Raw genomic sequence first — 14,546 nt, 5'->3', positions numbered from 1 at the left:
CGCGTCGTTCCTGCGAAGGCAGGAACCCCGACAAACCCCAAACCTCCGCCTAACCCTGGTCCCCCAAAACCCTGCCACAACCCCCTCGCGCAAAACCCCCTCCCCCAGCTACCCTCCCCCCATGACACACGCACGCACCACCACAGACCACACCCCCACCCCCACCGCACCCACCATGAAAGAGCGCCAAAAAATGCACAAAACGCCACTCGTAGAAGCCCGAAACCCGCTGGAAAAGGCCCGCACCCCCCGCAACGTGTTCAATCGAGTCGTATCTGAAAGCCCCCCTTCCCAAGGGAACTCGTTCTGCAGAACTTCACTTGGCACGACTCGAATCGAATCGAATCCCACCGGGCAGCAACCCCCGCGTCGAAATCTGTAACAATCCTGAAACACATACCCGCCGCCGCCGCGCTACCCTGAATGCAACGTGAGCGGCACGCCGTCGCCCTGTGACCGCAGGGACGCCGCCCGCAGCGGCAACACTAGTGCAAGGAGCAGAACATGGCAGCATATGAGCGCCCCAGGAACCCGGATGAGGTCCTCAAGCTGATCAAGGACACCGGCGCGGAAGTCGTCGACCTCCGCTTCTGCGACATGCCCGGCACCTGGCAGCACTTCACCCTCCCCCTCTCTGAGGTCGACGAGAAGCTCTTCACCGACGGCAGCGGCTTCGACGGTTCCTCCGTCCGCGGCTTCCAGGCCATCGACGAGAGTGACATGCTCTTCGTCGCCGACGCCACTACCGCTGTCCTCGACCCCTTCTACAGCATCCCCACCGTCAGCATCCTCGCCGACGTCGTCGACCCCATGACCAGTGGCCCCTACTCCCGCGACCCCCGCTACATCGCCAAGAAGGCCGAGGCCTTCCTCAACTCCAGCGGCATCGGCGACACCAGCTTCTGGGGCCCGGAGCCTGAGTTCTTCATCTTCGACTCCATCCGCATGGACCAGAACGCCTACAGCGGCTACTACTTCATCGACTCCGATGAGGGCGCCTGGAACTCCGGCGCCGAGTTCTCTGTCGACGGCGACCGCAACCTCGGCTACCGCCTGCGCCACAAGGAGGGCTACGCCCCCGTCCCGCCGCTCGACTCCCTCCAGGACATCCGCACGGAGATGATGCTCCACATTGAGCGCGCCGGCATCATCGTCGAGAAGCACCACCACGAGGTCGCCTCCGGCGGTCAGGGCGAGATCAGCATGCGCTTCGACACCCTCGTCCGCATGGCAGACAACGTGATGACCTACAAGTACGTCGTCAAGAACACCGCCCGCCAGCACGGGAAGCTCGCCACCTTCATGCCCAAGCCCCTCTTCGGCGACAACGGCACCGGCATGCACGTCCACCAGAGCGTCTGGAAGGACGGCGTCAACCTCTTCTACGCAGACTCCGGCTACGCCAACCTCTCCACCTTCGGCCTGCACTACATCGGCGGCCCGCTCAAGCACGCCCCCGCACTGCTGGCCTTCTGCGCCCCCACCACCAACTCCTACCGGCGCCTCGTCCCCGGCTTTGAGGCACCCGTGAACCTCGCCCTCTCCATGCGCAACCGCAGCGCCTCCGCCCGCATCCCCGCCTACTTCCCGCACCCGGCGGCCAAGCGCGTCGAGTTCCGCTGCCCGGACCCGGCCGCCAACCCCTACCTCGCCTTCGCCGCCATGCTCATGGCCGGCATCGACGGCGTCGTCAACCAGATCGACCCCGGCGAGCCCCTCGACACCAACATCTACGAGCTCTCGCCGGAAGAGGCCGCCAAGGTCCGCCAGGTGCCCGGCTCCCTCGAGGAGTCCCTCAACGCCCTCGAAGAGGACCACGCCTTCCTCCTCAACGGCGGCGTCTTCACGCCCGACGTCATCTCCACTTGGATCGACTACAAAAAGGAGCGCGAGCTCGACCCGATGCGCCTCCGCCCGCACCCGTACGAGTACTACATGTACGTGGACGCATAGGCTATTCGTTGAGACTCAGGAGGGGCGCTTCCATGCGGGGGCGCCCCTCGTCGTCCTGAATCTGGAGTGATTGCCATGAATCTCGGACGCGAGAGTGAGGCCATCGACTACGTCCTCCACACCGCCATGGAGGAGGACGTCAAGTTCATACGCCTCTGGTTCGCAGACATCCTCGGCAACGTGAAGGGCATCGCCATCACCGTCGAGGAGCTCGAGGACGCCCTCGTCCGCGGCGTGACCTTTGACGGCTCCTCCATCCAGGGCTTCGCCCGAGACACGGAGTGGGACATGGTCCTCCTGCCGGACCCCACCACCTTCCGCATCCTACCGTGGCGCCCCCGCCAGAACGCCGTCGCCCGCATGTTCTGCGACATCATGACCCCCCAGAGCACCCCCTTCGACGGCGACCCCCGCAACGTCCTCAAGCAGAGCGTCCTGGAGGCCAGCCGACTCGGCCTCCAGTTCTACGTCGGCCCCGACATCGAGTTCTTCTACTTCCGAAGCCCCGAGGACCCCTCCCCCGTCGACGGCGGCGGCTACTTCGACCAGACCCCCGGCGACGTCGCCACCGACCTCCGCCGCGAGACCGTCCTCAACCTCAGCGAGATGGGCATCCCCGTGAAGTCCTCCTACCATGAGGGCGCCCCCGGCCAGCACGAGGTCGACCTCCAACACACCGACGCCCTCACCATGGCCGACAACGTCATGACCGCCCGCCTCGTCATCAAGGAGGTCGCCCTCAGCCACGGCCTCTACGCCACCTTCATGCCCAAGCCCATCGGCTCCCTGAACGGCTCCGGCATGCACGTCCACATGTCCCTCTTCCGCGGCGGCGAGAACGCCTTCTACGACCCGGACGACCCCATCAAGTTCTCCCGCCTTGCCCGCCAGTTCATGGCCGGCCTGCTGCGCCACGCCCCGGAAATAAGCATCGTCACCAACCAGTGGGTCAACTCCTACAAGCGCCTCGTCGCCGGCTATGAAGCCCCCGTCTACGTCTCCTGGGCCAGCATGAACAGCTCGGACCTCGTCCGCGTCCCCTCCTTCAAGCAGGGCCGCGAGGAGTCCGTCCGCCTCGAGTACCGCGCGCCCGACCCCGCCTGCAATCCCTACCTCGCCTTCGCCGCCCTCCTGACCGCCGGCCTCATGGGCATCCGCAACGAGTACGACCTCCCCCCGCAGATGGAGGGCAACGTCTTCGAGATGACCGAGCACGAGCGCGCCCAGCGCGGCATCCAGTCCCTCCCCGGCAGCCTCCTCGAGGCCATCCATCGCGCAGAGGACAGCGAGTGCCTCCGCCTCGCCCTCGGCGACCGCGTCGTCGACACCCTCCTCACCAACAAGCGCATAGAGTGGGAGCGCTACCGCACCCACGTCACCGACTACGAGATCCGCGAGTACCTGCCCCAGCTCTAGCTCCCGCGCACCGGGGTCTCTTCCCCTTCTGGGGGAAAGTCAAAGCCGCCCTGCCGCGGGCCGACGGCCCCGCGCCCATGTGTATAATCAAAATGGGGCCGTCCGGCTGTGGAACGCATCGCCCGCGCGCGGCGTCTGCTGTGGAGAGGGGCGCCGGGCTCCCGTGCAGATGCGGGCCGCCTGTGGCCGGGATCCTCGCCCGGCGGCCCATGAAAGGACATAGGGGTGCGGAACCGCTGGATCCTCTTCATTCGGGTGGTTGTTGCGGACTTCTTTTCCAACAACTGTCCGTACATGGCCGCCGGCATTGCCTACTGGACGCTGTTCTCCATCTTCCCCTTCTCCCTCGCCGGAGTGTCCATCCTTGGCTACATCAACTCCACCTCGGCGGAGCAGGAGCGCATGGTGGAACGGATCATCGCCAACATCCCCGTCTCCGCCGACTACCTCCTGGACTTGGTGCAGCGAGTGGCCGAGGCCCGGGGGGCCCTCAGCACCATCGCCATCCTGGGCCTCTTCCTCTCCAGCACCGCCGTTTTCTCCGCCATTCGCAAGGGCGTCAACCACGCCTGGCACGTCACCAAACCCCACCCCTTCTTCATCGGGCGGGGGATAGACCTGCTCATGCTGGTCGGGGTGGCCCTTCTGGCCCTCATGGCCGCGACCAATTTGGTCGGGTTGTTCTCCTGGGGGGCGTCCACCATATGGTTTGTGGATGAGCCCCTCATCAATTTGGGGCTTGAGGCGGGTCTCCTGGTTCTTACTTTTGCCGTCTTTGCCGTCCTCTTTCGGTACGTGCCGAATACACAGGTGACGTGGCGGGACGTCTGGCTGGGGGCGATGGTGGGGTCCGTCATGACCCACCTGGTCCGGCTCGCCTTCAGCGGGTTCCTCATCAACGTGGGTGAGTTCAACCTCGTCTACGGCTCCCTGGGAGCGCTCATGGCCCTGCTCGTATGGGTCTACCTCTCGGCGATGGCCCTCGTGCTGGGCGCGGAGGTCTCCTACATCTACAGCCGCGCCTTCGGCTCCCGCCGCGCCATGAACTCCTTCACCGTCCTCCAGGCCCGCTACGGCCTCGGCCACGGCATCATCAGCCAGCGAGGCGTCGCCGGCCTCATAGGCAACTGGATCACCCCCTCCCGCCGCAGAAACGGCGGGTAGGAGATAGGTATTGCGAAAAGTGTCACGTATGCCTTGGAGTGACGATACCGAGGCGCTATAGTGTGCGAAGAATCCGGGTCGGCCACGAAGGGAGTTGCCTAATGACTCTTGAGGTCGCTAACCCGCCGCTGACATTTGCAGACATGTTCTGCGGCATAGGCGGATTCCACCTGGCGGCGGCGCAGTTGGAAAGGAAAAGGCATGAGCACGACCGGCAAGATCCCTGACAGGGACGAACAGGCCAGCCGCATCATGGAAGCCCTGAGCACAGCGGCGGGCATCGCAGAGGACCTGCTCCGCAACGGGGTCAACGCAGATGAGGCACAGACCCTCCGTCAGGTCCGATCCCGCTGTGACGACCTTGCCCAGAACGTCTTGGACACCTTCCCCGGCGCTTTGGACGGCTCAGACGATGATGCCGCCTCCGCTCATCACACCTTCGTGTAACGCAGGGTCGCCTCGTCCTGCTCTACCAGCCCCTTGGTCAGCAGCCCGCCCAGCAGCGAGTGCGTCAGGTAGTTCCGATGGCCTCCCCTGAAGCTGGACCGCAGCCCAAGCATGGACGTGACCTCCACGTTCTTCAGGCCCTCCGGGTGCGCTTCCAGCAGCCGCAGGATGGCCGCCTCTAGTGTCCTGCGCCCCTCTTCCGCTATGGCCGTCAGTGCATCGGAGGTAGTCGCGACTGCCGTGTAGAGCAAGGTGGTCTTGTCCTGCGCTGCCAGACCTCTCGCAAGCAGTCCGCCCAGCAGCGAGTGCGTCAGGTGGTTCCGGTGGCCCCCTTTGAAGCTGGACCGCAGCCCAAGGGATTTCGCTATGTCGGCATTCTTGAGGCCCTCTGGATGGGCTTCTAGCAACCCCAGAATCGCCGTCTCCAGTGTCTTGCGCCCTTCTTGGGCTTGGGCCGCAAGTCCATCGGTTGTGGTCATTGTTGTCTCCCTTCCTTGAGATCAGCGCATCGTCCCGCAATTACGAGAAGTGTAAAGAATATCAGGTCTGACTATTGGAAGATGGTAGTATATCAACGGGACTCTCTTTGCGACGCAGCGTGTCACCGGAGCACTGGCAATTGCCTCACGTGGGAAATACGCTATTCCTAACTGTTGGGCCGTCGCGAAGCGCCTCTGCCTACCCTGGATTCCAGACTTGCCAACGCTGCCACATGCGAGGGTCTCCTCTATTCACCCTACCCCCCAGCCCCCGCCCGCCCCTGTGCTAGAATACTTACACACCTCTCGGCAAGGAGACGCGGCCCGTGCGCACCTTCAGGCTCGCTTTGGCGCAGGTCAACCCCACCGTCGGCGACATCGCCGGCAACACTGGCATCGTCCTGCGCCGCATCGACGAGGCCCGCGACCAGCAGGCCGACCTCGTCGCCTTGCCCGAGCTCATGCTCACCGGCTACCCGCCTGAGGACCTCCTCCTCAAGCCCTCTTTCATCCACGACAACCTCGCCGCCCTCGACCGCGTCGTCGCCGCCTCCAGGGACATCGCCGTCGTCGTCGGCTTCGTCAACAGTGAGGGCAACCAGGTCTACAACGCCGCCGCCCTGGCCTGCAACGGTGAGCTGGTCGGCGTCTACCACAAGGTCTACCTGCCCAACTACGGCGTCTTTGATGAGGACCGTTACTTCCGTCCCGGTCGCGTCTGCCCCGTCTACACCGTCAACGGCGTCGCCGTCGGCGTGAACATCTGTGAGGACATCTGGTACGCTCTCGGCCCCGTGCCTCTCCAGCGGGAGGCTGGCGCAGAGGTCATCGTCAACATCAACGGCTCCCCCTACCACGCCGGCAAGTTCGCCTCCCGTGAGCGTATGCTCGGCACCCGCGCCGCCGACAACGGCCTCTACATCGGCTACGTCAACACCGTCGGCGGCCAGGACGAGCTCATCTTCGATGGCGCCAGCGTCGTCCTCGACGTCGACGGCGTCCCCGTCGCCCGCGCCGCCCAGTTCCAGGAGGAGCTCCTCGTCGCCGACCTCGACATCGAGCGCGTCTTCCACCGCCGCCTCCGGGCCCCTCTCGACCGCAAGGAGACCGCCTCCACCCTCGAGGCCATCGGTCGCACCGAGCAGGTCCACGTCTCCGATTTCGAGCCCCGCGACCGCGCCCCCCTGCCCGAGCGCATGGCCGAGCCCCTTGACCCCGTCGGCGAGGTCTACAACGCCCTCGTCCTCGGCACCCGCGACTACGTCCGCAAGAACGGCTTCCGCAAGGTGCTCGTCAGCCTCTCCGGCGGCATCGACTCCAGCCTCACCTGCGTCGTCGCCGTCGACGCCCTCGGCGCCGACAACGTCGAGGGCATCGCCATGCCCTCCCGCTACTCGTCAGACGGCAGCGTCACGGACTCCGAGGATCTCGCGCAGGCTCTCGGCGTCCCCCTCCGCATCGTCCCCATAGAGGACGTCCACGGCGCCATGGAGACCGCCCTCCACCCCATCTTCGACGGCACGGAGCCCAACATCGCCGAGCAGAACGTGCAGGCGCGCATCCGCGGCAACCTGCTCATGGCCGTCTCCAACAAGTTCGGCTGGCTGGTGCTCCCCACGGGCAACAAGAGCGAACTCGCCATGGGCTACGCCACCCTCTACGGCGACATGGCCGGCGGCTTCGGCGTCATCAAGGACGTGCCCAAGACCCTCGTCTACGAGCTCAGCGAGTGGCGTAACCGCAACGGCGACCCCGCCGCGCCCATCCCCCAGTCCGTCATCGACAAGCCCCCAAGCGCCGAGCTCAAGCCCGACCAGCGCGACGACGACGACCTGCCGCCCTACAGCCTGCTGGACCAGGTGCTCGAGCTCTACGTGGAGCAGGACCGCTCCTACGATGAGATGGTGGAGATGGGTTACGACGCCGCCATCGTGCAGCGGGTCATGCGCGCGGTGGACCGAAACGAATTCAAACGAAGGCAAGGCGCCGTCGGCATCAAGATCACCCCGAGAGCATTCGGCCGCGACCGCCGCATGCCCATCGTGAACCGCTACCTCGGCAACGGCCGCGGCTAGCGTCTCTGCATCGCGAGCAGCAACCCGTTCACCGTCTCCAGCGACCCGGGATGCACCAGTTCATCCTCGTTCAGCAGCCGCACCATGTCTCCCCGCAGGAACTCGATGATCGCGCGGTCCATGTCGTCGGCCGCCAGCTCCTTGACGCGCTCGATGTGCGGGTACCTCGACGCCTTGGCAAGGTCGAACTTGTCCGCCAGAAACACCACCTTCGCGATGGGCCCCATCGTCGCAAGCCCCGTCGTGTGCCAGTAAACCGCCTCCACCACCGCCTCGTCGGTGACGAGGAGCCGGTCACGGAGGCGGTTTGCGCCAACCGGTCCGTGCAGGAGGATGGGCCGGGAGCGGTCAGCGTCAGTGATCCGCACCCCCCCCGCCAGCGCCTCCTCCATCAGCACGTCGTCCGAATCACCCCTGGCAATGTCGTGCGCTGCCGCGCCGAGGTCCACCCGGTCGAGGTCCAGCTTGTGCTCCTCGGCCAGTCCCCTCGCAATGACACGCACACGTTGGATGTGTCCTCGTAGTTCAGGAGACAGTCCATCCAGCACAGCTTGTAGCTGCGGCGGAAGGGTGGACAACGTCGCCATGAGCGCCTATCCCTCGTGCTCAAGGCGGCGCCCGCCGATGACGTGCAGGTGCAGGTGGTCGACGGTCTGCCCGGCGTCCGGCCCCTGGTTCACCGCCATCCGGTACCCGCTCTCGAAGACCCCCTCCTGCCGCGCCGCCACCCGCGCCACCAGCATAAGGTGCCCCAGCGCCGCCTCAAACTCCGGCGACGCGTCCTCGGAGTGCACATAGTGCTCCACGGGCACGACCAGCAGGTGCACCGGCGCGATGGGGTTGATGTCCCGTATGACAAAGCAGCGGTCGTCCTTGTACAGGAACTCGCCGGGGATCTCCCCGTCATAAATCTTGCAGAAAACGCACTCGCTGGGCGATTGCGGCATTGGGCCCTCCTCTCGCGTTCGCCCTGACTCCGTCCTGATCCTGACGAAGGGGCCTGTCGAAGGATGAACGGGCGCGCTGCAAACATTCTAGCAGCCACGGCGACCGGCGAGCATGACGAGACCCCCTCACCGCCCCGCCGCCACCCGCGGCAGCGACAGCATCAGCGCCTCCAAAGCCAGCCGGGGGTTCACGTTCCGGTCCAGCAGGTCCTGCGTCCGCAGCACCTCCCGCACCGCGAGCAGCAGGTCGCCCTTGCTCGGCCCGTCCTCTTCCGCCTCCCCTGCCTGCGCCTCCAGCCGCTCCAGCCACCACTCCGCCCACAGGTCAAGCGTCTCTCGCACCGCCGTGCGCTGCTGCGGCAGCAGGTTCGCCAGCTCCGCTGCGTACGCAAACCGCTCCTCGACGCCGCCTTCCGCCGCGGCCGTCAGCCGCTCCAGCCGCCGGTCGCGCGTCTCGAGGATCGCCGGGTCCTCCCACGCTCGGACGGCCCACCCGGGCCGACCCGCGCTCCACGCGGCCAGCTCGGCCGCCGTCGCCTCCGGGACCTCCCACAGCGTCGTCAGCGCCTCTGCGACCGCCGCCGTCGCCAGCGGCCGCAGGTCGACCCGCTGGCACCGCGAGCGGATCGTCGCCAGCACGTTGTCCGGGCTCGCCGAGAGCAGCACGAGCATCAGCCGCGCGGGCGGCTCCTCCAGCAGCTTGAGCAGCGCGTTGGCCGCCTCCTCCGTCAGGTGCTCCGCTCCCTCGATGATGATGGCCCGGAAGCGCCCCTCGAAGGGGTTGAGGTTCGCCTGGTGTGCCGCGTCCCGCACCGCGTCGATGCCGATGGCCTTGCGCCCCTCCTCCTCGTCGACGCCCAGGTGCAGCACGTCGGCATGGCGTCCGTCCCGGACATGCTGGCACTGCGAGCACTCGCCGCAGGGCGGCTCCGCACCGTCGCAGTTGACGGCCGCCACCAGGTCCATCGCGAGCGTGGTCTTGCCCACGTGCGGCGGGCCCGTGAAGAGGTAGGCGTGCGCCAGCCGTCCGCTGCTCAGTGAGCGGTCCAGCAGCCGCACGGCCCCGGGGTGCCCGACGACACGCCACATGCCGGCTACCAGACGTCCGTGCGCATCAGGTCCTCCGCCGTCTCCCGGCGGCGGATCAGCCGCGCCTTCCCGTCCTTGACCAGCACGATGGGCGGCCGCGGGTTCGCGTTGTAGTTGCTCGCCATCGACGGGCTGTACGCCCCCGCCGCCGGCATCGCGATCAGGTCGCCCGGCGCCAGCTCCGGCAGCGACGCCTGCTCGACGAGGATGTCGCCCGACTCGCAGAACTTCCCCGCGATGGTGTAGTCCACGCTCTCCGCATCGTTCATGCGAGCCGCCGTCACCGCCTCGTACCGCGCCTCGTACAGCGCCGGCCGGATGTTGTCGCCCATGCCCCCGTCGACCGCCGCGTACGTCCGCACGCCCGGGATCTCCTTGATGCTGCCGACGGTGTACAGCGCGACACCCGCCGGCCCGACCACCGACCTCCCCGGCTCGATGGTGAGCGACGGCAGCGGCAGGTTGTGCCGCTCGCACCCCTCGAGCATCGCCGCGACAATGGCCGCCGCGTAGTCCGCCGGCGCTGGCGGCTGCTGGTCCCGCAGGTACGCGATGGCGAACCCGCCGCCCGGGCTCAGCTCCCGCATCTCCAGCCCTTCCTCGCGGTACCGCGCCGCGAACTCCAGCACAACCTCCATCGCGTCCACGTATGGCTCGGTCTCGAAGATCGGCGAGCCCAGGTGGTAGTGCAGCCCCATGAGCTGCAGGTGCGGGCAGTCCAGCGTCCGCCGCAACGCCTCCGCCGCCTGCCCGTTGCTGATGTTCAGCCCGAACTTGCTGTCCACGATGCCCGTCGTCGTCTTGGCGTGCGTGTGCGGGTCGATGCCCGGCGTCACCCGCAGCAACACCTGCTGCGTTACACCCCGAGCCGCCGCGAGCTCCTCCAGCAGGTCGATCTCGTGCAGGTTGTCGACGACGATCCGCCCCACCTTGGCGTCCAGCGCCTCCGCGAGCTCCTGCGCCGACTTGTTGTTGCCGTGCAGGTAGATGCCCTCCGTCGGCACGCCCGCCGCCAGCGCGACGGCCAGCTCGCCGCCCGAAACCACGTCCAGCCCGAGCCCTTCCTCCGCCATCAGCCGCGCCAGCGCCGGCCCGATGTACGCCTTAGACGCATACACCACCCGCGTGTCCCCGTGCAGCGAAGTAAACGCCGCCGTAAACGCCCGGCACCGGTTGCGAAGCGTGTCCTCGCACAGCACATACAGCGGCGTCCCGTACTCGGCAACAAGCTCCGCCGCATCGCACCCGCCAATGCTAAGCCGCCCCGAGGCATTCACCTCAGCGGTGTCCGGAAAGACATGGGCCAACTGGGAAAAGTCCATGGTGTGTCCTTTGGTGAAAATTGAGCGGGGCGTCATGCCCTGCGCCTATTCTACCCCTCCCCCAACCTCGCGCGAATCTCCGCCCCCCGCGCGTACGCGGGAATCTCGTACGGATGCGACCGCGCGCTCCGCAGGTGCCGCGGCCGGTAGTGCCACAGGTACCGCGCGAGGAACCGCCACCACCCCATCGCCGCCTGCTGCTCCACGTGGAACAGCTCGTGCCCCATCAGCACCGTCCAGTTCATCGAGCCCTCAACCGCCGCGCGCTTGGTCACGTGTACTGTCCCGTTGATCGTGACCGCGTAGTTCCCGTTCAACCCGAACAGCCACCCGAAGAACGACCCCCGCAGCACCGGCACGGCTCCCATGACCTCCTCCGAGTACCACGGACGCAGAGCGGCCCTCACCTCGTCGGAGAGAGCCGCTCTCTTAGCCATTGTTCGTGCGCCCAGCCGGGACCGGTCCGGCCTAGAGCATCTCGCGGATCTCGGCCATCTCCTCCGTCGAGAGCTGCCACTCGGCCGCCTTGGCGTTGGCCGTCACCTGCTCCGGCTTCGTCGCCCCCGCGATCACGCTCGGCACCACCGGGCTGCCCAGCAGCCAAGCGAAGGCCAGCTCAGCAACGGAGTGCCCGCGCTCCCCGGAAAAGCTCTGCAGCTTGCCCAGCAGGCTCCAGTTGGCCTCCGTCAGGTAGCGGTTGCCCATGTTCGGCGAGCTGGCGAAACGAGTGCCCTCGGGCGGCTCCTCGCCCTGCGCGTACTTGCCCGTCAGGAAGCCGCTGGCCAGCGGGAAGAATGGAATGACGCTCACGCCGTACCGCTCCGACACCGGCGCCACCTCCCGCTCGACGTCGCGGGCCACCAGGCTGTACTCGTTCTGGATGCAGCAGTAGTTGTACAGGTTGTTGGCGCGCGCCGCCCAGATCGCCTCGACCATCTGCCACGCTGTGTAGTTCGAGCACCCCAGGTAGCGCACCTTGCCGCTGTGCACCAGGTCGTCCAGCGCCCGCATGGTTTCCTCAATTGGTGTGTCCACGTCCCACCGGTGCATGTAGAACAGGTCGATGTAGTCGGTGTCCAGCCGCTTCAGGCTCAGCTCCGCCTGCTGCATGATGTGGTGGCGCGTCGCCCCGCGCTGGTTGGGCCCCGTGATCGGCGTCCCCGGCGGTCCGAGCCCTGCCCCCGCCTTGGTCGCGATGATCATCTCCTGGCGGTTCTTCCCCAGCGCCTTGCCGATGAACTCCTCCGACTTGCCCCCGCCGTACGTGTTGGCGCAGTCGATGAAGTTGATGCCCTCCTCCATGGTCTGGTTCAGCACCTTCTTCGTCGCGTCGTAGTCCATCCTGCCGCCGAAGTTGTTCGTCCCCAGCCCGATGGTCGAGATCTCCAGGCCGGTCTGGCCCAGCCAACGGTACTCCATGTAGTCCTCCCTGTGTTGAATCCAAACACACGACAACCCCGGCCGTTCGCCCTGAGGGAAATCGAAGGGTGAACGGCGGGACTGTGTGTTACGTAATGCCCCGCGTTTTGTGAGATTTCACGAGCCGGCTACACCCACTCGCCGAAGCCCATGGCGCACCCGTTGCCCGCCTCCGTCCGGTAGCAGGGCACGTAGTCGACCAGGTCCATCGTCGAGCCCGTCACGGACATCACGCCCGCCAGCGCGATCCAGTTCTTGATCTCCGAAGTCCCCGCGCGGAACCGCTCGTCCGGGTAGTCCAGCAGTTTGTCCGTGTCGCCCGTCTTCAGCCCCTCGATGATCCGGTAGTCGATGTCTTCCTCGATGACCGTGTGGCTAAGCCCGCCCGACGCGAACACCGCCACCCGCTTGGGCGCGTCCCAGTCCAGCAGCGCCCGGCCGATCGCCTGCCCAAACTTGTAGCAGCGCGCCGCCGAGGGTGCGTTCGGCGGGTAGTACGTGTTCACCATGATCGGCACGTTTGGGATGGCGTTGTTGTCCATCAGCCGCCGGTAGAAGTAGTAGAAGGCGTGCCCGATGTTCCCCTCGCTGCGCGACACCGGCAGCTTGTTCGACCGTGCCACGTCGAACTCCGCGGCCACCGCGCTCTTGATCAGGTGCATCCCCAGCTCCGCGTCCGTGGGCTGGTTGATGGCATCCGCCGGGTGGTTGCCGATCACCGGGTCCGTGTACGCCTGCGGCCCGCGGCCGCCGTGCCGCGCCCGGTCCTCCACGCTCTCCCCGTGGTAGATGGCGAAGGTCGGCATGTGGTCGTCCTGGAACAGCTCATGCTGGTCGTCCCCAAGGATGACGCACACGTCCGGGGCGACGCTGCGGTACGTCTCGCCCAAGTGCGCAATCGCCCGCTGGCAAGCGTCGAACCGAGCCGCAAAGGTCTCCTCGGACAGTTCCTTCTCGAAGTGGTCGCCTGCACGGAGCTCCGCCAGCTCGCCGTACGAGTAGGTCTTCCCGTTGAACCAGTGATCGTTCTGCGTGCGGGAGCGGTCGCCATACTCGCGCCATCGGCCCGGAAGCATTTCCAGCTGCGGCGCGTGTGATGAGGCCATGCCCAAAACTATCTCTGCCATACCAAGACTCCTCTCTCCCCCCATTGCTTGCGGGGATTATATACCGATGCAGCCCTCTCGTCAGGTATAGTATCCTCGCACACCACCACAGGAGGACGCCATGCGAGCCGCCGTCGTCACCGAGCCCGGAGGCCCCGAGGTCTTCAAGGTCATCGAGCGGGACGACCCCGCCTTCGGCCCCGACGAGGTCCTCGTCGACGTCAAGGCCTCGGCCCTCAACCGCGCCGACCTCTCCCAACGCCGTGGCAACTACCCGGCGCCGCCCGGCATCCCGCAAGACATCCCCGGCCTCGAGATGTCCGGCGTCGTAGCTGCCGTCGGCGACCGTGTGACGTCACTGCGCGAGGGCGACCGCGTCTTTGGCCTCATCGGCGGCGGCGGCTACGCCACACGCGTCAACACCCACGAACGCATGGCCATGCCCATCCCTGCCGGCATGTCCTTCACCGACGCCGCCTCCATCCCGGAGGTATTCTTCACCGCCTACGACGCCCTCTTCACCAGCTGCAACCTCGTCATGGGCGAGAGCACGCTCATCCACGCCGCCGGCAGCGGCATCGGCATCGCCGCCATCCAGCTCGCCCGCCACGCCGGCGCGATAACCTACGCGACCGCAAGCTCGCCCGACAAGCTCGCCAGGGCAGCCGAGCTCGGCCTCGATGTGGGCATCAACTACCGCGAGGAGGACTTCCTTGAGGTCATTAGGGAACGCACGGGCGGCCGAGGCGTAGACGTCGTTCTCGACGTCATCGGCGCGCCCTACTGGGAGAACAACCTGAACTCGCTGGCGGTCAGAGGCCGCATCGTCCTCGTCGGCGCCATGGGCGGCAGCAAGCTCGAGACCGACCTGCGCATCCTCGGCCCCAAGCGCCTCCGCGTCCACGGCACAGTCCTACGAGCAAGACCGCTGGAGGAAAAGATCGCCCTGTCGCAGCAGATCCAGAAGCGGGTCGTCCCCCTCTTCGAGGCAGGCGACCTCAAGCCGGTCGTGGACCGCATCTTCCCGCTGGAAGAGACCGGAGAAGCCCACGCCTACATGGAAACCAACGCCAACTTCGGCAAAATCATCCTAAGCATGGAGTAGGAGCAAGACGGGCAACGCGCGTTT

At 66.5% G+C, this 14,546-nt stretch carries 14 protein-coding genes; 6 read left to right on the top strand and 8 right to left on the bottom strand.

Translation table 11 applies throughout. The features are described 5' to 3' along the window. The first annotated feature begins 504 nt into the window (after positions 1-504). From glnA to OXC99_09855, 4 genes are all read left to right on the top strand, one after another. Complete coding sequence (gene glnA / locus OXC99_09870; protein MCY4625289.1) at positions 505-1,953, top strand: type I glutamate--ammonia ligase; 1,449 nt, start codon at positions 505-507, stop codon at positions 1,951-1,953. A 75-nt stretch (positions 1,954-2,028) separates the two neighbouring features. Continuing rightward, on the top strand, positions 2,029-3,369 hold the full coding sequence (locus tag OXC99_09865) for a glutamine synthetase family protein (protein MCY4625288.1): 1,341 nt from the start codon (positions 2,029-2,031) through the stop codon (positions 3,367-3,369). A gap of 225 nt (positions 3,370-3,594) precedes the next feature. Then, entirely contained in the window at positions 3,595-4,533 is a 939-nt protein-coding gene (locus OXC99_09860) for a YihY/virulence factor BrkB family protein (GenBank protein ID MCY4625287.1), read from the top strand. A gap of 201 nt (positions 4,534-4,734) precedes the next feature. Further along, a complete protein-coding gene (locus OXC99_09855; protein ID MCY4625286.1) occupies positions 4,735-4,980 on the top strand; it encodes a hypothetical protein in 246 nt (81 codons plus the stop codon). On the opposite strand, the gene OXC99_09850 is transcribed toward OXC99_09855, so the two are convergent. After that, a complete protein-coding gene (locus OXC99_09850) occupies positions 4,965-5,459 on the bottom strand; it encodes a hypothetical protein (GenBank protein MCY4625285.1) in 495 nt (164 codons plus the stop codon). The two genes, OXC99_09855 and OXC99_09850, sit on opposite strands and share 16 nt — an antisense overlap. A gap of 326 nt (positions 5,460-5,785) precedes the next feature. Between OXC99_09850 and OXC99_09845 the strand changes: the two genes are divergently transcribed. Next, the gene (locus OXC99_09845) at positions 5,786-7,534 is read left to right on the top strand and encodes an NAD+ synthase (GenBank protein MCY4625284.1); all 1,749 of its coding nucleotides are present in this window, start codon (positions 5,786-5,788) and stop codon (positions 7,532-7,534) included. Here the strand turns inward: OXC99_09845 and yqeK are convergent. The 7 genes from yqeK to OXC99_09810 form a co-directional block, all read right to left on the bottom strand. Continuing rightward, a complete protein-coding gene (gene yqeK, locus OXC99_09840; GenBank protein MCY4625283.1) occupies positions 7,531-8,121 on the bottom strand; it encodes a bis(5'-nucleosyl)-tetraphosphatase (symmetrical) YqeK in 591 nt (196 codons plus the stop codon). The genes OXC99_09845 and yqeK overlap by 4 nt on opposite strands. 6 nt (positions 8,122-8,127) lie before the next feature. Further along, positions 8,128-8,481 carry a histidine triad nucleotide-binding protein gene (locus OXC99_09835; protein ID MCY4625282.1) on the bottom strand — a complete coding sequence of 118 codons (354 nt, stop codon included), beginning with the start codon at positions 8,479-8,481 and terminating at the stop codon, positions 8,128-8,130. A gap of 126 nt (positions 8,482-8,607) precedes the next feature. Beyond that, the gene (gene holB, locus OXC99_09830; protein ID MCY4625281.1) at positions 8,608-9,570 is read right to left on the bottom strand and encodes a DNA polymerase III subunit delta'; all 963 of its coding nucleotides are present in this window, start codon (positions 9,568-9,570) and stop codon (positions 8,608-8,610) included. Positions 9,571-9,575: 5 nt separating this feature from the next. Beyond that, on the bottom strand, positions 9,576-10,892 hold the full coding sequence (gene lysA / locus OXC99_09825) for a diaminopimelate decarboxylase (protein ID MCY4625280.1): 1,317 nt from the start codon (positions 10,890-10,892) through the stop codon (positions 9,576-9,578). Positions 10,893-10,942: 50 nt separating this feature from the next. Next, positions 10,943-11,329 (bottom strand): DUF4157 domain-containing protein, encoded by a 387-nt coding sequence (locus OXC99_09820; protein ID MCY4625279.1) that lies wholly within the window; start codon positions 11,327-11,329, stop codon positions 10,943-10,945. A 31-nt stretch (positions 11,330-11,360) separates the two neighbouring features. Continuing rightward, positions 11,361-12,311 carry an aldo/keto reductase gene (locus OXC99_09815; GenBank protein ID MCY4625278.1) on the bottom strand — a complete coding sequence of 317 codons (951 nt, stop codon included), beginning with the start codon at positions 12,309-12,311 and terminating at the stop codon, positions 11,361-11,363. 128 nt (positions 12,312-12,439) lie between these two features. After that, complete coding sequence (locus tag OXC99_09810) at positions 12,440-13,438, bottom strand: protocatechuate 3,4-dioxygenase (protein MCY4625277.1); 999 nt, start codon at positions 13,436-13,438, stop codon at positions 12,440-12,442. 100 nt (positions 13,439-13,538) lie between these two features. Between OXC99_09810 and OXC99_09805 the strand changes: the two genes are divergently transcribed. Next, positions 13,539-14,522: an NAD(P)H-quinone oxidoreductase gene (locus OXC99_09805; GenBank protein MCY4625276.1), complete on the top strand. Its 984-nt coding sequence runs from the start codon at positions 13,539-13,541 to the stop codon at positions 14,520-14,522. Positions 14,523-14,546: the final 24 nt, after the last annotated feature.

Source organism: Chloroflexota bacterium (assembly GCA_026713825.1).
In the GTDB taxonomy this organism is placed as follows: domain Bacteria; phylum Chloroflexota; class Dehalococcoidia; order Lucifugimonadales; family UBA1127; genus UBA1127.
The sequence above is the reverse complement of the archived record's forward strand: the minus strand, read 5'-3'. Positions and strand labels throughout refer to the sequence as shown.